Below are 22,946 nucleotides of genomic sequence, written 5' to 3'. Positions count from 1 at the left end.
GCAGAGGTAATGAGAGTGGTTGAATCAAGCGGCGAAGGGCTAAGCCTGGACGGAAAAGCAGACAGCCACTAAAAAATCGGACGTTTCAGCCGGAACTGCAATCAGTATTACACGATGGCGAAATTCTCGGTGCCTGCTGCCAGATTCGTCGATCTGGCGCGTTGCGAATTGAGCTTGATCTGCAGCCGCAGATCGTTCACCGAGTCGGCATTGCGCAGGGTGTCTTCGTAGGAAATCTGGTTGCTTTCGAAGGCGTCAAACAGGGCTTGATCAAAGGTCTGCATGCCCAAATTGCGGCTTTTCTTCATGATCTCCTTGATTTCCGTGATCTCGCCTTTGAGAATCAGGTCAGAAATCAGCGGCGAATTAAGCATTACCTCGACCGCCGCAAAGCGGCCGACTCCGTCCTGCTTGGGGATCAACCGCTGCGAAACCATCGCTTTGAGGTTGAGTGACAGATCCATCAATAACTGGCCGTGGTATTCCTCAGGGAAAAAGTTGATCACGCGATCCAGCGCTTGATTGGCGCTGTTGGCATGAAGCGTGGCCAGGCAAAGATGTCCGGTTTCGGCAAACGCGATGGCGTGCGCCATGGTTTGCCGGTCGCGGATCTCGCCCATCAAAATGACATCCGGCGCCTGTCGCAAGGAGTTTTTTAACGCCGCTTCCCAGCTGTCGGTATCCAAGCCGACTTCACGCTGTGTCACCACGCAATTCTTGTGCGGATGAATAAACTCCACTGGATCTTCGATCGTAATGATGTGGCCGAACGATTGCTCGTTGCGCCAGTCCACCATGGCGGCCATCGTCGTACTTTTGCCGGAACCGGTAGCCCCCACGAGAATCGTCAGCCCCCGCTTGTACATCACCGCTTCCTTCAACACCTGCGGCAAACCGAGCCCGTCAATCGTCGGCAGAATGGAGGGAATGACCCGCATCACCATACCGACCTTGCCTTGCTGAATAAAGGCATTGACCCGAAAGCGCCCGACGCCCGGCGGCGAGATTGCGAAATTGCATTCCTTGGTGCGTTCAAACTCGGCGGTTTGCTTGTCGTTCATGACCGCGCGTGCCAAAGCCAATGTGTGGCCGGCGTTAAGGGGCTGCGGCGACACTTTTGTCACTTTGCCGTCCACCTTCATGGCGGGTGGAAAGTCCCCGGTAATGAACAGGTCACTGCCATTGCGGCTCACCATGAGCCGGAGGAGGTCGTGAATGAATTTGCTGGCCTGGTCGCGTTCCATGACGGGTCCTTTTAATCTTCAGTTTGGGTTGCAGGTGGCGGTTAACGAATGTGGTTCACAGGTGGCATCAAAGAAATAATTGATGCACACGTGCCTCAGACATCACGCGGATTTGCAACGACCGCACGGCGATAAGAATGCACTGCACACTAGGTTTGATTGTCCGACAGCCGGGCACTCACGACCCTGAGGCGCAGCGAGAGCTTGCGTGCCAGCAACGCAATCAGGCTTGCCGCCAAGGCCGGGTCGGCGGACATCATTTCATCCAGCGCCTGCGCACTTAACACGGCAATCTCACATTCGGTCAACGAAGTGCACACTGAAAAGCGAATGCCACTGTCCAGCAGTGACATTTCACCCAGGATGTTGCCAGGGCGTGTTTCAGTGAGGCGCAGGCGTTCGCCCCAGGGTTGCGAGCGGTCCACCGCGATAGTGCCGGACAACAGCACAATCATGAAGTTGCCGTACTCTCCCTGGCGGATCAGATCACGATTTTCCGGGACGGTGGCAAAGTCAAAAAAGTGTTCCAGCCGAGACACGCAGGCCGAGTCAAGCCGGGACATGTACTTGTCTTTGGCCCACAGTGTCTGCAACAGGTTGCCGCCCCGCGCAGGAGATAGTCGTTTGGCGCCGACCTCGTTGGCACGGGCTTCCCACGGGACCAGCATCGCCAGATTGACGCCCTGATCGGCAAACGCGGTGGAGAAGAGGAGCGAATCAGGACTGTCGTTATCACCCCGGGGTGGGGTGGACCGTTTGAGAAGTCCGAATAAGCCTTTCATGGATAAGTTCTCCTAGTGCTCGGCGCTTTCAGCCGGGAAAATTTGCAGGGATTTTGGCTTTGCTGCGTGCTTCTGAGGCAGAAATCACATTGCGCTGCACCAGGTCAGTCAGATTTTGGTCCAACGTTTGCATACCCGCGCTATTGCCGGTCTGAATGGACGAGTACATCTGCGCAACCTTGCCTTCTCGGATCAGGTTGCGAATGGCGCCTGTGCCGAGCATGATTTCGTGTGCTGCCACGCGACCCGAGCCGTCTTTGGTCTTACACAGGGTTTGCGAGATCACGGCCTGCAGCGACTCCGACAACATCGAGCGAATCATGTCCTTTTCTTCGCCAGGAAACACGTCAATAATCCGGTCTACCGTTTTGGCCGCGCTGGACGTGTGCAGGGTGCCAAACACCAGGTGACCGGTTTCAGCAGCGGTCATGGCCAGGCGAATCGTCTCAAGATCGCGCATCTCGCCCACCAGAATTGCGTCCGGATCTTCGCGCAGGGCGGACCTCAGCGCAGCGCTGAAACTGAGCGTGTGCGGACCCACCTCACGCTGGTTAATTAGACATTTTTTGGATTCGTGCACAAACTCGATCGGATCTTCTATCGTGATCACATGACCGTATTCGCTTTCGTTCAAATGGTTGACCATGGCCGCCAACGTGGTGGACTTTCCGGAGCCCGTCGGGCCGGTCACCAGCACCATGCCGCGCGGTTTCAGCGCCAATTCGCAGAAAATCTTGGGCGCGTTGAGTTGCTCCAGCGTCAAAATTTTGGAAGGAATAGTCCGAAGCACTGCGCCGGCGCCTCTTTGGTGGTTGAAAGCATTGACGCGAAAGCGCGCCAGGCCCTCAATTTCAAAAGAGAAATCAACCTCTAAAAATTCTTCAAAGTGTTTCCGCTGCGTGTCGTTCATGATGTCATACACCATGGCATGCACCTGCTTGTGGTCCAGCGGATCGACATTGATGCGCCGCACGTCGCCGTGTACCCGAATCATGGGGGGCAAGCCTGCCGACAAATGCAAGTCCGACGCCTTGTTCTTGACGCTGAAGGCCAGCAACTGCGTGATGTCCATCCGGGTATCCTTGGGAACTTTACTGGGGTTGAGTTTACAGTCCGATTATGACTACGATTGCACGCAACCTTCAGCTTGTTCGAGAGCGCATCACCACGGCGTGCGTTGCCGCAGGGCGCGACCCGACCCGCGTGCATTTATTGGCAGTCTCCAAAAAGTTTGCTGCAGAGGCCGTCATTGAGGCTGTGCTTGCGGGCCAGCGCGCGTTTGGAGAAAACTACATCGCAGAGGGAGTGGAAAAAATTTCGGCGTTGCGTCTTTGGCAGGCGGCACAGCCTGGTGAGCCATCCGGCGCGACCGCCAACCTGACGGAATGGCATTGCATCGGCCCCGTACAAAGCAATAAAACTCGCCTCGTGGCCGAACACTTTGACTGGGTGCAGTCGGTCGATCGGCTCAAGATTGCGCAGCGTCTGAGCGAGCAGCGCCCGACTCATTTGCCACCATTGCAGATTTGTTTGCAAGTCAACGTGGATGATGGCGTTAACAAATCAGGCGTTGCGCCGGCAGAAGTGCAGGCGCTTGCCCAGGCAGTTGCTCAACTACCTCGTCTCACACTGCGCGGGTTAATGGCTATCCCGGAGCCGGCGATTGATTTTGAAGCTGCCTGCGAACTTCACGCAAAGACAAAAGCGATTTTTGATGCCGTTAATGCCTCTGGCACGCTGCACACGCCCATGGACACGCTGTCGCTGGGCATGACGGCAGATCTGGAGGCCGCCATTCATGCCGGTAGCACCCTGGTGCGGATAGGTACGGCAATTTTTGGCAGCCGCAGTTGACGCCCGTGCGATGCGCTCGGTGCGAACGTCGTTGCTGTCAAAGTCGCAATCGGGTCGGCTGCCATTGACCAGACGGCACCTTTGCCGCGCGCTCGGGTGGGCAATCGATAACGTTGGGCCGGGTCCCGGGATCAGCGAACGAATCGTCCACCGCGTCCAATAAGGGTGAGGTCGGTAAAGCGTGAGCCTTGATGATTTTTGGGACTGTAGTTTATGGTGAAGCCTCCCATGTTGTAGTCGCGCAAGGACTCGAGTGCCGTGACAAAGCTCTCCCGCGTCAACCCCCGGCCAGCGCGGCGCAGTCCCTCTGTAAACACCTTTGCAGCCAGAAAGCCTTCCATGCTGGAAAAATCAAAGTCTGGATGGCTCGCTTCCAGCATGCGCTGCTGGTATTCCCGCACAATGACTGACGAGGACGTGTAGGGAAACGGCACCACTTGAGAGATCGTCACGCCGACACCGCCCTCCCCAAGTGCGTCAGAAAGCGCTTTTGAGCCGACAAAACTCACATTAAAAAACTGACCTCCATAGCCTTTCGCCTTGGCCTGTTGTATCAGAGCGGCGCAGGATTTGTAGGCGCTGATCTGAATCACGGCCTCGGGCGCGGCTTTAAGGATCGCCGCCAGCGGAGCGGCAACGTCCACGCTGTTGCGTTCCACCGAGACACTTGCCACCGGTTTGAGCTTGCGCTGCTCCAGCGCCCGCATCACGCCCTCCAGTCCGGCCTTGCCGTAAGAGTCGTTTTGATAGAACACCGCAATCTTGACGATGCCCAGCGTACTCAGGTGTTGGACGATGCGCTCGGTTTCATCGAAATAGCTCGCCCGTACATGGAACAGGTTGCGGTTAAACGGTTCTCGCAGGGCCTGCGCGCCGGTAAACGGACCGACCAAAGGTATCGCCGCTGCATTGATGGTCGGCATGGCCGCCAGCGTGGTCGGTGTTCCTACCGAGCCGATCAACGCAAATACTTTGTCTTCCTCAATCAGGGCCTTGACCGCGGCAGCGGCATTTTTCGGCTCATAGCCGTCGTCACGCGAGACCAACTTGAGCATGCGTCCGTTAATGCCGCCAGCCGCATTGACCGCGTTGAACTGGGCCAGGATGCCGATCTGCATTCGTTTCCCCAGTTCAGCCGCAGGGCCGGTCTGGGCGGCGAACTGACCCACTCGTATTTCTGACTCAGTGACACCCGTCTCTGCCGAATGGCTTGCAGCGCTGCCGACGAGCAGCAGCAGCGCAGTGATTCTCAACCATTGTTTTATCTTCATCGCGATGATTCCTCTAAAAAATGATTGACTGTTTTGAACCCGGCGGCACTATTTCCGACGGGATGCCAGCGACATAGGCCGGCACATTTGGCGGACGTGATCGATGACCAGTTCGGCAGGTACCGAGGGTACGCCCGTTTGATGAATTTAAAACGCTAGACCCCCAGCGCCAGTCGGGTGGTATTTTTCACCTCTTCCATCACCGCATAGGTGCGGGTTTCCCGCACACCGGGCAGTTGCCAGAGCACGGTGCCGGCAAACGAACGGTAAGCGGCCATGTCCGCCATGCGCGTCTTGAGCAGATAGTCAAAGCCGCCGGCCACCATGTGGCACTCCATGATTTCCGGGTAGACCTGCACCGCCGCCTTGAACGCCTCGAACACGTTTGGCGTGGTGCGATCCAGCAGCACCTCGACAAACACCATCAGCTCCGCGCCGAGCTTTAGCGGGTTGAGCCGCGCCTCGTAACCCAGAATGTAGGCGTCCCGGGTCAGCCTTTGAACTCGCGCCAGGACGGCGGTAGGCGACAGGGCCACCTGCTCGGCCAGCTTCAGGTTGGACATCCGGCCATCCTGCTGAAGAACATTCAGTATTTTTAAGTCCAGGCGGTCAATATCGGTAAGAGTTTGCAGCATAAGTAGTGATTTATTTTGTAAATAATGCAAATTTAGCGGGAAATTCGTTGGTACTCAAGAGAACATTGCCTTACTACACCGAATTTACTGATTCGTTTAAAAAATTGAAAATTGATGGAGCCTTAGATGTCCTTTCCTCGTCTGCCATTTCCTTATCGCCCGGAGGCCGACGTTGTGGCCAGCTATTTGCACACGGTCGAAGGCGTACTCGACTGGGCGGCAGCGGCCCAGTCGGCGCGGCCCTGGGTTCAGGCAGTGCGCGCCAGCCCGCCACCCTTTTGGGCGATGGAGAGCTTGCTCAAGGAATACCCGCTCTCCAGTGCTGAAGGGTTGGCGCTGATGCGTTTGGCGGAAGCGTTGCTGCGGGTGCCCGACGCAGAAACCGCCATTGCCTTGACCGCAGATCAGTTGGGGCGCGCCGATTTCGACGGGGCCAGCGACGGCGTGATGGCCCGCTTGTCGGCATCGGCGATCGCACTGTCGAAAAAGTTTTTACCAGAAGGCGGCCAGTCCAGCCTCATGAGCAAGCTGGGAGCCCGGACCGTGGTGGCCGCCACGCTGCGCGCTGTGCAGCTGCTGGGACGCCAGTTCGTGCTGGGCCAAACGATTGGCGACGCCATGAAGGAAGCCGACGATGCGCGTAAGAAGATAAAGAATTTGCGCTTCAGCTATGACATGCTCGGCGAGGGGGCGCGCACTGAAAAAGACGCCCTGAGCTACTTGGAAAGCTACACCGTAGCGATTAAATCAATCGCTTCCAATTCAAATTCAGCAACAGCGACCGAGCAAAATGACGGGATCTCCATCAAGCTCAGCGCGCTGCATCCGCGCTACGAGGACGCGCAGCGAGTGCGGGTACTGGCGGAGTTGGTGCCTCGCGTTTGGGGCCTCTGCGATCTGGCCGCCAAGGCGAATATCAACCTGACCATTGATGCGGAGGAAGTGGACCGGCTGGAGCTATCTCTGGAGGTGTTTGAGGCTCTTGCCGCCAAGGTGGCACAGCACCACCCGCAGTGGCAAGGGTTTGGTCTGGCGATGCAGGCCTATCAAACTCGCGCACTGGATTTGGTTCATCACATCATCGCCATCGGCCGCAACTACAAGCTGCGCCTGATGTGCCGATTGGTCAAAGGCGCGTACTGGGATTCGGAAATTAAACGCGCGCAGGAAATGGGTCTGCCGCACTATCCGGTGTTCACGCACAAGCACCATACCGACGTGTCTTACCTGGCGTGCGCGCAGGCCCTGTTAGCCGCGCCCGACGCCGTTTACCCGCAATTTGCCGGCCATAACGCCGCCACCATTGCCGCGATTTTGCAGTTGGCTTCTCGCAACGCAGTGCCCTTTGAATTGCAGCGTCTGCACGGCATGGGGGAGGGCGTGTTCCGCGAAGTGCTGAAGAATCCGCTGATCAGCTGCCGCGTTTATGCGCCCGTCGGGGCACACCGGGATCTTCTGGCTTACCTGGTGCGACGCCTGTTGGAAAACGGTGCTAATTCGTCGTTCGTACACCAGTTGGCCGACGAATCGGTGGGCATGGACGAGCTGTTGACGTCGCCGCTCCGGTTAGAGCCGGCGTCTTCTTTACCGCTGCCGCCAGTGCTCTATGGCCCCGGCCGCGCCAACAGCCTTGGACTGGACTTGACGGTGGAGAGCATGCGCGCACCGCTGCTGGCTGCCTTCAATACTGTTCATGTACCCGCCGTGCCTGAATTTGATGCTGCATCGGCGTACCTCGCAATCAATACGGCAACGAGCACCTATCAAACGTGGAGCAAAGTGCCGGTAGCCGATCGCGCCGCCATCCTTCGCCGCGCGGCGGATGCGCTTCAGCAGCAGTTGCCGATGTTCTGCGCGTTGCTGGTCAAGGAGGCCTTCAAAACGTGGGACGATGCGGTGTCAGAAGTACGCGAGGCGGTCGACTTTCTGCGCTATTACGCCAACGAAGCCGAGCGCATCATGCAGCCATTGACGATGCCCGGGCCGACGGGTGAAACCAACGAACTGCGCCTTTCAGGGCGCGGCGTCTGGGTCTGCATCAGCCCGTGGAATTTTCCGCTGGCCATTTTTACCGGGCAGGTGGCGGCTGCGCTGGCTACGGGCAATACGGTGCTGGCAAAACCCGCTGAACAAACGCCGGGCGTGGCGTCGGCTGCTGTGAAGCTTTTGCATGACGCCGGTGTACCCGAAAACGCGCTGCAATTGCTGCATGGGGCCGGCGAAACCGTCGGTGCGGCGCTGGTGGCTGCGGCCGGCGTGGCTGGCGTGGTGTTTACCGGCTCCACCCAGGTTGCAAAAATTATTAACCGGGCGCTGGCCGCTAAGGACGGCCCCATTGTTCCCCTGATCGCCGAGACCGGCGGTATCAACGTCATGCTGGTGGACAGCACCGCTTTACCCGAGCAGGTGACCGATGCCGTGGTGCAAAGTGCCTTTCGTTCAGCTGGCCAGCGCTGCTCGGCGCTGCGTCTGCTGTGCGTGCACGAAGGCATTGCGGACGCCGTGATCGAAATGATCGAAGGCGCTGCGCAGGAACTGGTGGTGGGCAACCCGGCTGAGCTGGCGACCGATGTCGGCCCGGTGATCGACCGCGAAGCTTTTGACAAGCTTCAAAAGCATCTGCAGCGCCTTCAATCAACGTCAAAAGTTCTCATAACGCAGGCTGTACGTGCATCAGAAGCTATTTCCTCAATAGCAGAAATGGTTAACAGCGTTGTACCAGCCGCCTTCGAGGTCAAGCGCCTGGACGACGTAAAAGACGAAATTTTCGGGCCTGTCCTGCAAATCGTGCGCTGGGGCAGCGGTGCGCTCAGCACGCCTGAAGCCGTCATCGCGGAGATCAACGCACTCGGTTACGGCCTCACGCTGGGACTGCAGACCCGCATCGATTCGCGCGCACAAGCACTGGCCGCAGCCGCTCACGTGGGCAATATCTACGTCAACCGCAACATGATTGGCGCGGTGGTCGGTGTACAGCCCTTCGGCGGCGAAGGTTTGAGCGGCACCGGCCCGAAAGCTGGCGGGCCGCACTACCTATACCGCTTTTGTACCGAGCAAACCGTCACTGTCAACACCACGGCGGCGGGCGGTAATGCGGCGCTGTTGACCGGTGTGCATTAAGCCGTCGCGCCGGATTGAACGGGGTAACTGATTGATCTCTCTAAGGCTGCGCGGGCCCGTGGCGTGAATGGCCATGGTTTTTTCTAGGCAAATCCCGCGTCCGGTCGCTCGCGCAAGCCGATGACTCGCCACGTCAGCTCGGTGAGCACCTTGACCATCGCTTCAGCCCCCAGCCGACCGTCGGGCCGATACCAGCTGTAGAGAAAGCCCGGCAGGCTGCAGGCGGCCAGCGCCGTAATTTTCGTTTCATTGAAGTCCAGCGTTCCATCGCGGTGCGCCTGCTCCATCAGCACGCACAAGCGTTCGTAGAAATGGTTCGCGATCTTCTTTTGGGCCGCCGCGAATTCAGGCCGAAAGACCTGTGGATCCCGGTAGGCAAAGAAGGCCGAGGGGTAGTGCTCGATCGTGGCGCGAATCAGACTTTCAAGACCACTCGCCAGCTTGATGTGAGCCGGTCGCTGGTCTTCGGGCACGAAGTCCAGGACAGTAAAGCAAGCGACTGTGGGACGCCAGGCCAGTCGCTCGAAGATCTCCTGCTTGTTTTGGAAGTAGTAGTAGACATAGGGCTTGGTCATGCCGAGCTCACGCACGATTTGCGCCATCGTGGTGTCGGCATAACCCTGCTCGTGGAAAAGCCGCTCCGCGACCTTGAGAATGCGTTCACGCTTCTCTCTGCTGCTTTGAGTCGCAGCCTTCTGGCGACCGCGGGCTAACTGTGCGGGGCTGGGAATGGCTTGTCCGGGCGGGATGGTATTTGTTTGGTGTCGCATGCGTTATACCAATTGGTAGGAATATTCTACTACTGGGTATATATTGGTCAGCAACTGTTTATTTACTGAAAGTGACGCCATGTCATCTGCCGCCAATCAACCCGATCAGCCCCTGCATGAATACCTTCGGCAACACGCGCTTCAGCAGCCGGACAAGGCGGCCTACCTTTGGTATGGTCGATCGGTGACCTACGCTGAGCTCGACCGGGCCAGCGACGCGTTTGCCGCCCGCTTGGCCCAGCTTGGTGTCAAAAAAGGTGAACCTGTTGCGCTGTTCATGAACAACTGTCCGCAGTACATCATGGCGCACTATGGCATCCAAAAGCTCGGTGCCATCGTCTGCCCGTGTGGGCCGCTATTCAAGGAGCATGAGTTGGACTACCAACTGCACGATTTGAAGGCGCGCGTCATCGTCGCCGCCGAGCCGCTGATTCCAGTCGTGGACAAGGTGCGCGGTACCAGCACGCTGGAGCATGTATTCGTCGTGCACTATGCCGACTTGCTGCCCGAAGTGCCGTCGATCACCGTGCCACCTGAACTGCTCGCGATGAAGGCTCAGCCGCGCACGGTCCCCACGGGATGCGAAGATTTTCTAGTGGCGACGCGTACCGAAAATCTGGCGCCTTCGGTGGAACTGGCCATGGACGATGTGGCACTGATGACCTATACCTCCGGCACGACAGGTCTGCCCAAGGGCGCGATGCTGACTTACGGCAATGCCCTGTTCAAGACCGCTGCGGCGGCCGGCTGCAACCGCGTCAGCAGCGACGACGTGATGTTGGCCGTTGCGCCGCTTTACCATATCGCAGGGATGGTGATGGGCATCAATGTGACGATGTACACCGGTGCCACGAGCGTGCTGCTGTATCGTTTCGATCCGCTCGCAACGCTGCAGGCAATTTCGCGGCACCGCGTGACTTGGTGGTACAGCATAGCGCCCATGAATTTAGCGGCGATGCAGCTGCCGGACGCGAGGGAATTCGATTTATCCAGCCTGCGGATGAACCCCGTGACCAGCTTCGGCATCACCTTGACGGAGCTACTGGCACAGCAATGGCGACAGCTCGCGCCCAACTGCAGCTCGTTTGAGGCCGCCTATGGCCTGAGTGAAACTCACACGGTGGACACCTACATGCCGTGGAACGCGATTCGCTGGGGCACGCACGGCAAGGCGATTCCCGGCAATGAGATCCGCATTCTGGACCCCGACAGCGGCGCGCCGGTGCCACCTGGTGAAGTCGGCGAGATCGTGTTGCGCAGCCCTGGGGTATTCAAGGGCTACTGGAACCAACCCGAGGCGACTGCGAGAACGCTGAAGAGCGGCTGGGTCTACACCGGCGACATGGGCCGGTTGGACCCCGATGGGTACCTCACCTTTACTGGCCGGTTGAAGGAAATGATCAAGGTCTCGGGCTACGCCGTGTTTCCGGAAGAAGTAGAAACCATTCTGATCAAGCACCCCGCCGTGGCACAGGCGGCCGTCATCGGCGTGCCAGATGCGACCAAAGGCGAACTTATCCGCGCTTTCATCGTGCGCAAGCCGGGGCAGAGCATTGATGCCGCAGCGCTGATTGCCTGGGCGCGGGAAAACATGTCGACCTACAAGGCGCCGCGTGAAGTGCGCTTCATCGACGCGCTACCGGCTACGGGTGCCGGCAAGGTGTTGCGGCGCTTGTTAAAGGAACAGCCCTGATGTTCAAAAAAATTCTGATTGCAAACCGGGGTGAAATCGCGTTGCGATTGGTGCGTGCCGTGCGCGACCTTGGCGTAGCGAGTCTGGCCGTGTATGCGGACGATGACGCCGACTCGCCGCATGTGCGCTACGCCGACGAAGCGGTGGCGTTGAATGCGGCCGGGCCAGCGGCCTACCTCGATATGGCGGGCCTCATCGCCGTCGCAACGAAGCATGGATGCGACGCGTTACATCCGGGCTACGGCTTCCTGAGCGAACGCGCAGATTTCGCCCGCGCCTGCGCTGATGCGGGCATCGTGTTCATTGGCCCGTCGGTCGAGCATCTTTCCCTTTTTGGTGACAAGGCGCGCGCGCGGGCGCTGGCTCAACAATGCGCAGTACCGCTAATGCCGGGCAGCCAATGCGCCGTAACTCTGGCGGAGGCTCAGGCGTTCTTCGCGGCGCAGGAAAACGGTGCGGGCATGATGGTCAAGGCGATCGGCGGTGGGGGCGGCCGTGGAATGCGTGCGGTGCTGGATGCTGACTCCCTGCCCGAGGCCTATGCCCGCTGCGTTTCCGAAGCCCGAGCGGCGTTTGGCGTGGAGGGCGTCTATGTCGAACGGCTTATGGTGCGGGCGCGCCACATCGAAATACAGATTCTTGGCGACGGCCAGCACAGTATGAGCCTGGGAGACCGCGACTGCTCGTTGCAGCGGCGCTTCCAGAAGCTGGTGGAAATCGCGCCCAGCCCTTCCTTGCCAGAGTGGTTGCGGGTTCAGCTTACCAACGCGGCACTGAAGATGGCCAGAGCCGTCGGCTTTCGCAGTCTCGGTACCTTTGAGTTTTTGGTGGACGAGACATCGACGGCGCTTCCTTTCGTCTTTATCGAGGCTAACCCGCGGCTGCAGGTCGAGCACACGGTCACTGAAGCCGTGACGGGATTAGACCTGGTGCAATTGCAGATCAGCGTTGCAGCTGGCCAGACACTTGCCGCGCTCGGCTTGGACCCTGAGAATCCTCCCCGTCCGAGGGGCTTTGCGGTGCAATGGCGCATCAATGCCGAAACGCTGGACGCGCAAGGCAACGTACGGCCGTCCAGCGGAACGCTGAAGCGCTTCGACCTGCCATCGGGACCCGGTATTCGCGTCGATACGCATGGCTTCAATGGCGCCGCGCCGTCTCCGCGCTACGACACCCTGCTGGCCAAGCTCATCGTCCATTCGGGCACGACGACCTTTGCGGATGCGGTGCGCCGTTCGCGGCGCGCGCTTGAAGAATGCCGCATCGATGGCGTGGCCACCAATTTGTTGCTGCTGCGCGCATTGGCGGTGCGACCCGAGTTCGCCGACCAGCGGATCGACACGCGCTTCGCGGAAACGCACCTGGAAGAACTTCTGGCGACCGCCGCAGCAATTGGCGCCAGCTCTGCTACCGAGCCAACAGCGCCAAACACAGACGCGATAGGCCCAAGCTCCCGATCTTTCGTTCAGGACCTCGCGGATGACCGCTTTGTCGCAATGCGCGCGCCCATGCCCGCTCGTCTGGTGCAGCTGGCGGTGACGGTGGGCCAACGGGTGCCGTTGAATGCTCAGATCGCAGTACTCGAAGCGATGAAAATGGAGCATGTTCTGTATGCTCCCGGCGCAGGGCGCGTGGCGGAGATCCGCGTAGCAGTCGGCGAGCACCTTCGTGAGGGCCAAATTCTGGTTTTGCTGGAACCGACCGAGGACACACTTGCGCTGCTGCACGACGCCGAGAGGCCGACCCCGGGGTCGATGCGAGCCGACTTGCAGCGTGTGCTGGACCGCCACGCACGCACACTCGATGCTGGCCGACCCGGTGCGGTAGCCAAGCGTCGGGCGCTCGGCCAACGCACTGCGCGCGAGAACATCGCAGACTTATGTGACGAAGACAGTTTCATCGAATACGGCGCCCTTGCCGTGGCTGCGCAACGCAGCCGCCGCAGCGAGGAAGACCTGATCAATAACACCCCCGCCGACGGAATGGTGACCGGGATTGGTTCCGTCAACAGCGCCTTGTTCCGCCCCCAGGCAGCCCGCGACGTCTGGGCGGGCAACCCCCGAGTCGTGGTCATGTCGTACGACGCCACCGTACTGGCCGGCACCCAAGGCCTGCGCAATCATCAGAAGACCGATCGCATGCTGGACCTCGCGCTGCAACAAAAGCTGCCCGTCGTCCTGTTTTCCGAGGGCGGCGGCGGCCGCCCTGGCGACACCGATATGCCCATCGTTGCAGGCTTGCATGTCGGCACTTTTGCCAGCTATGCGCGCCTGAACGGCCTGGTGCCGGTGCTGGGCATCGTGACGGGACGCTGCTTTGCCGGTAACGCGGCGCTACTCGGTTGCAGCGATGTGATCATCGCCACACAACAAAGCAATATTGGCATGGGTGGCCCGGCCATGATCGAGGGTGGCGGTCTGGGCGTCTTCAAGCCCGAGCAGATCGGTCCGGCCAGTGTGCAGCACAAAAACGGCGTGATCGACCTGCTGGTGGACGACGAGGCCCAGGCCGTCGCCGCGGCCAAGCACTACCTCTCTTTCTTCCAAACGCGCGAGCACCCGCTGAAAGACTTCACCGCACCGACCGCCGCCGCATTGCGCGACGTGGTACCCGAAAACCGGCTGCGTGTGTACGACACCCGCGCCGCGATGAACGGCATGGTGGACCGGGACTCCCTGCTGCACCTGCGCACCGGTTTTGGTGCCGGCATCCACACCGCGCTGGCGCGCATCGAGGGGCGACCGGTTGGCCTTATCGCCAACAATCCGCTCCATCTTGGCGGTGCCATTGACGCCGACGCGGCTGACAAGGCGGCACGCTTCATGCAGCTGTGCAACGCACACGGCTTGCCGCTGGTCAGCCTGGTCGATACGCCAGGTTTCATGGTAGGCCCCGACGTTGAAGCCACTGCGCAGGTGCGTCACGTCAGCCGCCTGTTCATCGCCGCAGCGCATTTGCGCGTGCCGTTTTTCAGCGTGATACTGCGCAAAGGTTACGGCTTGGGCGCGATGGCCATGACGGCGGGCGGCTTTCATTCCCCGTTGTTCACCGTCGCCTGGCCAACCGGAGAATTTGGCGCCATGGGTCTGGAAGGCGCGGTAAAACTCGGCTATCGCAAAGAACTCGCGGCCGCATCCGAAGGGGCGCAACGCGAGGCTTTGTACCAGCAGTTGGTGGCCAAACAATACAGCAATGGCAGCGCGATCAACATGGCTACGACGCTGGAAATTGACGCGGTCATTGATCCGGCGCAAACGCGAAACTGGCTCGTGCGGGGTTTGCAATCCGCCCAGCAGTTTGCCCCGGCAGCGGCCAACACATCGCGTTTTATTGACACGTGGTGAAGCGGCGGCGAGAAGGTCCCGCTTTCAAAGCGCCAGACCTTGCATGAAAACTTCCAGCTCGTCGATCGGTAGCGCTTTGCAAAACAGGTAGCCCTGGTAGCATTCGCAACCATGCCGATTCAAAAATTCGCGCTGGGCTTCGGTCTCGACGCCTTCGGCCATCACGGCCAGCCCCAGGCTTTGCGCCAGCCCGATGATGGTGCGCGCAATAGCGGCGTCGTTAGGGTCGGTCAACACGTCCTTCACAAAACTGCGGTCTATTTTTAGCTGGTCCAACGGAAGGTGTTTCAGGTAGGAGAGCGCCGAATAGCCCATTCCGAAGTCATCTATGGACAAGGTCACGCCCGCGTTTTTAAGCATCCCCATTTTGGCAATCGTCACGTCGATGTCGGTGGCCAGCAAGGTTTCAGTCAGTTCCAGCTTGAGTCGTTGTGCGTCGATTCCCGCCTGATTGATGGCGGTCATCACGAGGTCCACAAACTCCGGGTGTCGGAACTGGCGCACGCTGACGTTCACAGCGATGCTGAGGTTTTCAGTCTCCGGACGCTTCGCCCAGGTGGCCAGTTGCGCGCAGGCGGTCTCGAGCACCCACTGCCCCAACGGCAGAATCAGCCCACTCTCTTCGGCTTGCGAGATGAATGCATCCGGAAAAATCAGCTGGCGTTGCGGGTGCTGCCAGCGCACAAGTGCCTCGACGCCGATCATGCGGCCGTAACGCCCCACTTGCGGCTGATAATGCAGCAAAAATTCATGGTCGCGCAGGCCCTGGCGAAGTTCCGAATTCAAGGCTGCGTTCGCAGTGACCGCCGCTTGCATCTCGGGGTCAAAAAAACAAACTGCATTGCGCCCAGCCGCCTTGGCTTGATACATCGCCAGATCAGCTTGCTTGAGCAGGTCGCCTATGCTCTGCTGGTGACTGCTGAATAAGGTGATGCCGATGCTGCAGGTGCTGTGATGCTGGTGACCCGCGAGATCGTAAGGCTCAATAAGCGCGGCCAGGATTTGTTCGCCGATGACTTTGGTTCTAGCGGTAACGGCTTCTGAATTTTCTCCCAAGTCTTCCAGCATGACCACAAATTCATCGCCGCCCAAACGCGCCACTGTGTCGCTGGCCCGCACACATGCACTCAGGCGCGAGGCCACTTTTTGCAACAACAAGTCTCCTTTTGAGTGCCCGAGCGTGTCGTTGAGCACCTTGAAGTGATCGAGGTCGATAAACATCAGCGCCCCGATCTTGGTGTGCTCCACGCCCTGAGACAGCGCGCGTTGCAGACGGTCCATCAGCAGTTGGCGGTTGGGCAGCTGCGTCAGCGCATCGTAAAACGCCAAATATTCAATTTCATCTTCTGCGGCCTTGCGCTCGGTGACGTCGCGTCCGACGGCAATCCAGTGAGTGAGCCCCCGGCTGAAATAGTCCACTGGAACGATCTCCAGCTCCAGCCAAAACAATTCACCGTTTTTTTTGTAGTTGATAAGCTCTGCCCGGACTGGCTGCGACTGCTGCAGCGCCGCGCGGATACGGTCCAACTCCGGGCGCTGGGTAAGCGGCCCTTGCAACATGCGTGGTGTCTGCCCCAGCACTTCGTCGCGGCTGTATCCGGTGTTTCGCTCAAAGGCGTCGTTGACAAACACAATCCGTGGGCCGGGCGCATCAATTGAGCCGGCCTCGGTAATCAGCACAACGTCGTTCAAGCGCGAAATACTGGTCTGCAGTAGCAACATTTGCTCTTGAGCGCGGCGTCTGTCGCTGACGTCGCGGAAGTACACCGCGAGGCCTTCCTCAAAAGGATAAACGCGGAGCTCCAGCCATTTTCCCAGCCCTGAATAGAACTCTTCAAACTCAATGTTCTGCCCGCTCCTTAGCGCCTCCAGTAGCTCCCGACGCAGCCGACTGCCGCCACTTCCATCAAGTTCCCGCCAGATAATCTGGCCTAACAGTTCAGCGCTCGTGCGGCCCAGCAGGCGTTCGCTCTCACGGTTGACATAGGTAAAGCGGCCCTCGCGATCAAGGGTGACGAAAACGTCCGTGATGCTGGCCAGCGTCGTGCTCAAACGCATCGTCAGGCGCAGCGACTCCTGCTCGGCTCGTTTTTTGGCAGTGAGGTCTTGAAGCACCCCCTGAATCCGCACGACACTCCCCGAAGCATCACGCAAACCCTCTCCCAGCGAGCGCACCCAGACCCGCCTTCCGCGCGCCGTGATGATCTGAACCGTTTCATCAAACGGCGTCGCACTACCCCTACACGCTTCTAACGCTGCCGCCATCAGCGCTCGAGATTCCGGGGCATAGAAGCTCAGCGCGTCTCCGAACGCAGGCGCCACATCGCGCGGCATTTCAAGCAACTCTGCAAGCGGTTCAGTCCAGCTCAGGCGTCGGAAATTGACTTCCAGCGTCCAGCTGCCAGCGCCCGCCGCACGTTCGAGCAGTCCGCGCAATTGAGCGGCTGGATCAAGCGTGTCGTCGCCGGGGAGACGTTGCGAAGCGGACGGATTAGCAGGCGGCATGGTGTGAACCGGTAAAAAAAACTCGGCGGAAATACGCAATTTGGCGATTGCCGAGCTTATCGCTTTTCGGCGTGGCGCGGCCTAGTCATGGATGCGTCGGCCGGTCTGAAATGGCAAGCATGCGGAAGTGGTAACCGGCGCTGGAGTGCCCTGTGTTTAGAGCTCGATCTGACAGATGCCAATCCTACGCGTTGGCGCAGCAGGACTGGCGCGGGCTATTGGGAATAATTCAGGAACCTGGCTTGCCGAGGCAGGCTAGGGGGCGAGTTTTTTGTAGGCAGCGTCCATCTCGGCGCCTTTACTCGTGTCTTGCAACCCTTTTGCCAAATCTCGACGGGCCTGCTCCACGACAGAGCTTGTTTCTCGTGCTGTCATGTCGACGGATTGATCGCGTTCGTGCGGCAACTGCAGGCTGACGTCCACCGAAGCATTCTGGAGCGTACCTGTCCTATTGGCCGGTGGCGACTTCACCGCCAGGCCTTTTCCGGCGCCTGCTTGAGAAGCCGCGCGCGGTCGAAAAACAACTGAAATTGGCTTGATCATCAAAGAACTATCGCAGTTCCGGCTCGCGAAGGGTGTAGGCACTAAAACGCCGTTTTTGTAGGAGAAAGCCAACGAGCAGGTCGGCCAAATCACGGCAATTTTTTACAAAAAGAGGGTTGACATGGCTTCAGAGTCAATTGAGAATCCGCAACATCTTAACAACCGGGTTTTACCCACCATGGACAGTTGCCCTAGTAGACCTAGCAAGTAATTAGCGGGATCCGCGGCACGAGTCTATTCTCATACCGCCGTCCCGCTGCAAAGCGGGACGGTGCGTCAATCAAAGCAGTTTCCTCGCCCATCGGGCGAATGTTTGACCTCCCTCCTATTGTTCGCCGGACTTCGGTGATTTGCGCTTCGCTTTGGCGAGCCGCAAATGAACCGCAATGCCCAGATTTTGGTTTGACCAGTTGAACTGGTCGTCCTTGATTTGGGCCACCCGGCATTTCCGTTGACGTTGGCTTTAGCCTGAGGCTGTATGTCGAACTTAGGAGTGCTCAAAATGATCTTCAAAACCCTCAACAGCCGGCTTCCTGCCACGTTAAGAAGCTCACTGTCGTGACGCTCGGATCACAGGGATTTAACGATTGCGGAGGTGATTGGTAATGGATTGGGATGTTTTCACTTTGCGCGTCACCGTCGCATTGGTACTCGGCTCCCTCATCGGAGCAGAGCGGCAGATACGTCAGAGGATGGCCGGCCTGCGAACCAATGCGCTGGTAGCGGCCGGCGCCTGCCTTTTTGTCACTGTTTCCGAATTTTCCGCAGACCCGCAAGGCCATGCGCGTATTGCCGCGCAAGTGGTATCGGGAATCGGTTTTCTTGGCGCTGGCGTCATCATGCGCGAAGGCCTCAATATCAGGGGGCTCAATACCGCCGCCACCTTATGGTGTTCGGCTGCAGTTGGCGTCTTGATAGGCACCGGTTCCCTCTTAAAAGGGACAATCGGCGCGATCGCGATTTTGGGGGCCAATGTTTTACTTCGGGGGATCGGTCAGTTGATCAACAAACAAGGCCTGCAAAGTGCGACTGAAGTGGAGGGCATCTATCGACTCTCTATCGTCTGTCGCGCAGACGACGAAGTCCATGTTCGAACGCTCATGCTGCACATGCTCAACGGCATGCCGCAACTGATTATTCAATCGCTCCATAGTGAGGATCTTCCTCTGGCAGGGCAACTCGAGGTTCGGGCGGACTTGATCACGTCGCCAAGTAATCATCTTCAGTTGGAACAGATAGTGAGTCGAATCAGCCTTGAAAAAGGTGTCAGTGCCGCGCGTTGGGCCGTTTTAAACGCTTTGGAAACGTAGACATAAAGGAAAGGAAATTGCCATGCGTCTCGGCAAATTTGAGTTACTTTTCAACCGGTTTTGGTCGGTTAGCCCCGGCATCGGCGCCTCCCAAACCGTAAGGCGTTCTCCCTATCAAATCACCGCGACCTGCCGAAGCGCGGATGTGGAGGAAGTGAATCACATCATTCGGCAGCAATTGATCAATTTCCCCGGTGGCACACCGGTCGTATTTCACGAACCGCAAAGCCAGGGACCCTTGCGGCAAGTCACGATCCGAATTTGGTGCGCAGTGTCCGAGCGTGCTGGCCTGGTCCGATTAGTCAGCCGCCTCGGATTGGAAAAGGGTGTGCGCAGCGTTCGTTGGGAGAGCGAACCGGCGACACTGGTTTCGTAGAACACCGCAAGTCCGTTGAGCGGGATCAATTGCCAGCGTCTGGACTTACCGGAACCGGCATCGGCCCCTCTATCCATGAAACCTGATTTCAAAATTCCTTGTCAATATGCACGCTGTATCCCTCATCGACTCCATTCGCCACTCGAACGCGGGAAGGGATCCCCAACTGCTCGCGATGAAATACGCAAAAATGAAGGCTAGCCCGTTCGTCTTCTTGCGGGGCGCCTGTCAACTCTTCTATGCCGCATTGCCGGAGGAATCCGCGCTCACCAAAGCGCCGCTGTCCTGGTCCTGCGGAGATATGCACTTCGAGAACTTCGGTAGCTACAAGGCGGACAACCGCCTCGTCTATTTCGACATTAACGATTTTGATGAAGCCGCCCTGGCACCCTGCACCTGGGACATCGTCCGGCTTCTGACCAGTATCCAGTGCGGTGCCAAGGCCTTGAGCGCCACAGCGGCGGAAGCGCTGGCTGTCAGCCGCGACTGTCTGACCAGCTATCAGGCGGCCTTGATTCGCGGCAAGCCGCTCTGGGTAGAACCCGAAACCTCTTCCGGACTTGTTCGGGACCTGTTCGTGACGCTGCAAAAGCGTGTCCGGTCGGAATTTCTCGATGGCCGGACCGTCCGGAAAAATGGTCAGCGACAACTGAAAATCGACGGCGTAAAGGCGCTCTCCGTTGACGCCATTCAGCGAGACAAGGTCATCGAATTCATGACCCGTTTTGCCGCTGAGCAGCCTAATCCTGGCTTCTTCAAGGTGCTGGACGTCGCACGACGAATCGCAGGTACCGGCAGTCTCGGCGTGCAGCGTTATGTCATTTTGGTCGAGGGCAAGGGCTCGCCGGATCGGAACTATTTGCTTGATCTCAAAGAAGCAAAACCTTCCGCGCTTCAAGACCGTCTTAAGCGCTGCGGCATTCATCAGCCTGCGTGGCCGGATGAGGCCTCACGCGTTGTTACGGTGCAAAAACGTATGCAAAGTGTGGATCATGCGTTTCTTTTTCCCGTTTTGTTCGAAGGCCTGCCTTGCGTTTTGAAGGGCTTGCAACCGTCAGAAGACAGAGTTGCGATCGGCGATTGGGGAAAGAAGATCAATCAACTCCGGGAAGTTGTCAGCACAATGGGCCGCATCCTGGCTTGGGATCAGCTGCGCGCTGCGGGACGAGGCGGCGCGGCCAACGCCGGTGAACTGATCGATTTCGCACAAGCTGGCACCTGGATACCGGCCGTCCTTGAAATTTCACGCGAGATGACAAAAACAACCCAGAGTCAATGGGAAGCCTTTCGAGACGCTGCTCTTTGATTCAATCGCCGGCCTCACCTTGTAGAACGGATGTCATCAAGTTTTTTTTAGTAGTCTTCCCCAATGTAGAGACGCCGCGCGGACTGCTAAAGTGACCCGTTACACAGCAGTCAGGGATCTCATCGGTCCTGAGGCACGGGTTTGGGTTGCCGGGTCATGGGTAGCGCCGGAGGTCGCCATCATGACTCTGCCGCCGCACTGCCAAGAACGCTCTTTGTCACATTACTCAAGGCCAAACCGTACCGCGCGTTGCGCCGAGTTTATCGAGCACCTTGCGGTCAATACCGATCAGTAGCTTGCGCATGAGATCGAGTGTTCCCGCCGTCAAAAAGTAGGCGCTGTGAACTTCACTCCCAGATATCCCGGCTGGAAAAAAACTGGAGCAGTCAACCTGCCAGACATTAGATTTATTGACCGGTGGGCTGGTGCTTAGTCCACTTCGCCCCAGGCGACGCGCACCGAAGTTTTTTAATCCAGCGGAGGCCCCGAGGACGGCATCTCGACCACTGTAAAGGGAGGTAATTCGATAGGACAGGTTTGAGAGCGCGTTGCCATCAAGGGCGTCCGATGACCCTACATCGAAAAGATCGTTATCGACGTCAGCGGCGACCATCAAGGCCTGGTTTATCAGGCTTGAAAGAAGGGGTTGATTCTTTCTCGTCCACGTTGAGCTTGCAGCCTTTTGCAATAAGTAGCTCCCCATACTGTGGGCAATGACGGACACTTTAGCCCGGCACGCGAGATTTGGATCCTGGATGGCCTCTTTTTGCTTTATCAGCAGCCAGTCATACACCTCGCCCAAAACCGACGAGAGATCTCCGGAGCAATCTTTGGCGTGATCTCTGTCGGGGTAATAGCCGAGAATGCTGCCGTACGAGGGCCAGTCAAAACTTATGCAGATTCCTAAGCCGTTGGGCTTATTAAACAGTTCGGTCGCTATCGACCCATATCGTCGTGCCGCATCCTGCCATCCGTTGTTGTATCCGTGAATAAAGAGAGACACATGCTTTTGGCGCTCGTTGTCACCGTGAACAAACTTTGGAAATTGGTCGGTCGCTTGAATTAGCTGGCTTTTGAAGCTATTTGAATTTACTTTCTTCCAGTTGATGGCGATTGCAAGTTCGTCTGCGGTCGACGCATCACTTGTCCAATAGGTAAGTTCATCCCGATCATCGCCAAATCCGGTGGCTACTCCCAAAGAATCCAATACCAGGTTACGGTCTGAAATCATCCAGAAATTTGGCATTTGTCATCTCCTTGTTTTTGACGCCATTAGATTCCAAAGTTTGTCTGCACCAACCCAATTTGGATTAAAAGCTAAAGCCGTCGTCTCGACCAACAGGTCTGAAAACTATATCCCTTTTGTGGCGGCTGTTCGTCATGGGTACTCACACCTTGACCTTGCCAGCTTCGTGAGTTCACTCCGTGAGGCCTTTCTGCCCGCACCGAGGAATTTGCGTATAGTGTTCTTAAATGACACGGACCCAATCTCTCCCCCTGTCCGCGTTTGTGCGCGCTCGCCTCTCCTCAGAGGGCTATCTGGGACTTCACTTGACGATTGGCATCCTGGTCCTGATCGTGGCAACTCTAATTTTCGGCAACATCGCCGAAGATGTCATGACCGCCGATCAAATCACAATAGTTGATGTGCAAGTCTCCCAATGGTTTTATGCGCACAGAACGACGCCTTGGACTCAGCTCATGCTGGTCATCACTCATTTTCACAGCACCGTAGGCATCCTGGTGCTGGGCTTGCTATTCGCATTTCACTTGATTCGAAAGAAGGCTTGGGATTGGCTGGGGGTGCTGGTTGTGGTCGTACCTCCCGGAATGCTCCTCAACGTGGCCCTAAAGCATATCTTTCAGCGACCGAGACCGTCGTTCGATGAGCCGCTACTAACGCTGACCAGTTACAGTTTTCCAAGTGGTCATGTCGCCGGTGCCACGGTGTTCTATGGTGTTTTTCTCGCCTATCTCATTTGTATCGTGAGGCCATGGCCATGGCGCGCTTTCTTGGTCTGTGCAGCGGTAGCGCTGGTGGCCCTGGTTGGACTGAGCCGCATTTATTTGGAAGTCCACTATCTAAGTGATGTCCTTGCGGCAGTTGCCTCAAGTTGTGCTTGGTTGGCGTTCACCTTCACCGCGATCACCACCTGGCGCAAGCGGCACATAACACAACGCCTCGCAAAATAA

At 58.0% G+C, this 22,946-nt stretch carries 17 protein-coding genes; 8 read left to right on the top strand and 9 right to left on the bottom strand.

The annotated features are described in order from the left end of the window. Nucleotides 1-107 precede the first annotated feature (107 nt). From HHJ16_RS04915 to HHJ16_RS04905, 3 genes are all read right to left on the bottom strand, one after another. Nucleotides 108-1,244: a PilT/PilU family type 4a pilus ATPase gene (locus HHJ16_RS04915; protein ID WP_293641218.1), complete on the bottom strand. Its 1,137-nt coding sequence runs from the start codon at nucleotides 1,242-1,244 to the stop codon at nucleotides 108-110. Nucleotides 1,245-1,393: 149 nt separating this feature from the next. Next, nucleotides 1,394-2,026, bottom strand: coding sequence for a cyclic nucleotide-binding domain-containing protein (locus tag HHJ16_RS04910; protein ID WP_293641216.1), 633 nt, complete (start codon nucleotides 2,024-2,026; stop codon nucleotides 1,394-1,396). Between the two features lie 28 nt (nucleotides 2,027-2,054). Beyond that, nucleotides 2,055-3,098, bottom strand: a complete 1,044-nt coding sequence (locus HHJ16_RS04905; RefSeq protein ID WP_293641214.1) for a type IV pilus twitching motility protein PilT — start codon at nucleotides 3,096-3,098, stop codon at nucleotides 2,055-2,057. Between the two features lie 47 nt (nucleotides 3,099-3,145). Here HHJ16_RS04905 and HHJ16_RS04900 point away from each other — a divergent pair, with 47 nt between their 5' ends. Further along, nucleotides 3,146-3,880 (top strand): YggS family pyridoxal phosphate-dependent enzyme, encoded by a 735-nt coding sequence (locus HHJ16_RS04900; RefSeq protein WP_293641212.1) that lies wholly within the window; start codon nucleotides 3,146-3,148, stop codon nucleotides 3,878-3,880. Between the two features lie 131 nt (nucleotides 3,881-4,011). On the opposite strand, the gene HHJ16_RS04895 is transcribed toward HHJ16_RS04900, so the two are convergent. Together HHJ16_RS04895 and HHJ16_RS04890 are read right to left on the bottom strand one after the other, a co-directional pair. Beyond that, entirely contained in the window at nucleotides 4,012-5,151 is a 1,140-nt protein-coding gene (locus HHJ16_RS04895) for an ABC transporter substrate-binding protein (RefSeq protein WP_293641209.1), read from the bottom strand. Between the two features lie 155 nt (nucleotides 5,152-5,306). Beyond that, nucleotides 5,307-5,786, bottom strand: coding sequence for an Lrp/AsnC ligand binding domain-containing protein (locus HHJ16_RS04890; protein ID WP_293641206.1), 480 nt, complete (start codon nucleotides 5,784-5,786; stop codon nucleotides 5,307-5,309). A 126-nt stretch (nucleotides 5,787-5,912) separates the two neighbouring features. Between HHJ16_RS04890 and HHJ16_RS04885 the strand changes: the two genes are divergently transcribed. Continuing rightward, nucleotides 5,913-8,906 (top strand): L-glutamate gamma-semialdehyde dehydrogenase, encoded by a 2,994-nt coding sequence (locus HHJ16_RS04885; protein WP_293641204.1) that lies wholly within the window; start codon nucleotides 5,913-5,915, stop codon nucleotides 8,904-8,906. Between the two features lie 83 nt (nucleotides 8,907-8,989). Here the strand turns inward: HHJ16_RS04885 and HHJ16_RS04880 are convergent, their stop codons facing one another. After that, on the bottom strand, nucleotides 8,990-9,676 hold the full coding sequence (locus HHJ16_RS04880) for a TetR/AcrR family transcriptional regulator (protein ID WP_293641202.1): 687 nt from the start codon (nucleotides 9,674-9,676) through the stop codon (nucleotides 8,990-8,992). A gap of 79 nt (nucleotides 9,677-9,755) precedes the next feature. On the opposite strand from HHJ16_RS04880, the gene HHJ16_RS04875 reads away from it, so the two are divergent. Together HHJ16_RS04875 and HHJ16_RS04870 are read left to right on the top strand one after the other, a co-directional pair. Further along, nucleotides 9,756-11,369 (top strand): AMP-binding protein, encoded by a 1,614-nt coding sequence (locus HHJ16_RS04875; RefSeq protein WP_293641200.1) that lies wholly within the window; start codon nucleotides 9,756-9,758, stop codon nucleotides 11,367-11,369. Continuing rightward, nucleotides 11,369-14,713, top strand: coding sequence for a carboxyl transferase domain-containing protein (locus HHJ16_RS04870; protein ID WP_293641198.1), 3,345 nt, complete (start codon nucleotides 11,369-11,371; stop codon nucleotides 14,711-14,713). The genes HHJ16_RS04875 and HHJ16_RS04870 overlap by 1 nt, the downstream gene beginning before the upstream one ends. 24 nt (nucleotides 14,714-14,737) lie before the next feature. Here the strand turns inward: HHJ16_RS04870 and HHJ16_RS04865 are convergent, their stop codons facing one another. Together HHJ16_RS04865 and HHJ16_RS04860 are read right to left on the bottom strand one after the other, a co-directional pair. Next, the gene (locus HHJ16_RS04865) at nucleotides 14,738-17,218 is read right to left on the bottom strand and encodes an EAL domain-containing protein (protein ID WP_293641196.1); all 2,481 of its coding nucleotides are present in this window, start codon (nucleotides 17,216-17,218) and stop codon (nucleotides 14,738-14,740) included. A gap of 255 nt (nucleotides 17,219-17,473) precedes the next feature. Then, nucleotides 17,474-17,761, bottom strand: a complete 288-nt coding sequence (locus HHJ16_RS04860) for a hypothetical protein (RefSeq protein ID WP_293641194.1) — start codon at nucleotides 17,759-17,761, stop codon at nucleotides 17,474-17,476. 605 nt (nucleotides 17,762-18,366) lie between these two features. Here HHJ16_RS04860 and HHJ16_RS04855 point away from each other — a divergent pair. The 3 genes from HHJ16_RS04855 to HHJ16_RS04845 all read left to right on the top strand — a co-directional run bounded on the left by HHJ16_RS04855 (nucleotide 18,367) and on the right by HHJ16_RS04845 (nucleotide 20,753). Further along, the gene (locus tag HHJ16_RS04855) at nucleotides 18,367-19,071 is read left to right on the top strand and encodes an MgtC/SapB family protein (protein WP_293641193.1); all 705 of its coding nucleotides are present in this window, start codon (nucleotides 18,367-18,369) and stop codon (nucleotides 19,069-19,071) included. 22 nt (nucleotides 19,072-19,093) lie between these two features. Next, the gene (locus HHJ16_RS04850) at nucleotides 19,094-19,447 is read left to right on the top strand and encodes a hypothetical protein (protein ID WP_293641192.1); all 354 of its coding nucleotides are present in this window, start codon (nucleotides 19,094-19,096) and stop codon (nucleotides 19,445-19,447) included. 106 nt (nucleotides 19,448-19,553) lie between these two features. Continuing rightward, the gene (locus HHJ16_RS04845; RefSeq protein WP_293641191.1) at nucleotides 19,554-20,753 is read left to right on the top strand and encodes a DUF2252 family protein; all 1,200 of its coding nucleotides are present in this window, start codon (nucleotides 19,554-19,556) and stop codon (nucleotides 20,751-20,753) included. Nucleotides 20,754-20,979: 226 nt separating this feature from the next. On the opposite strand, the gene HHJ16_RS04840 is transcribed toward HHJ16_RS04845, so the two are convergent. Next, a complete protein-coding gene (locus HHJ16_RS04840) occupies nucleotides 20,980-21,999 on the bottom strand; it encodes an alpha/beta hydrolase (RefSeq protein WP_293641188.1) in 1,020 nt (339 codons plus the stop codon). Nucleotides 22,000-22,304: 305 nt separating this feature from the next. Between HHJ16_RS04840 and HHJ16_RS04835 the strand changes: the two genes are divergently transcribed. Beyond that, entirely contained in the window at nucleotides 22,305-22,946 is a 642-nt protein-coding gene (locus HHJ16_RS04835) for a phosphatase PAP2 family protein (protein ID WP_293641185.1), read from the top strand.

The organism is Polaromonas sp., assembly GCF_012927485.1.
Classification (GTDB): domain Bacteria; phylum Pseudomonadota; class Gammaproteobacteria; order Burkholderiales; family Burkholderiaceae_C; genus Polaromonas.
The sequence above is the reverse complement of the archived record's forward strand: the minus strand, read 5'-3'. Positions and strand labels throughout refer to the sequence as shown.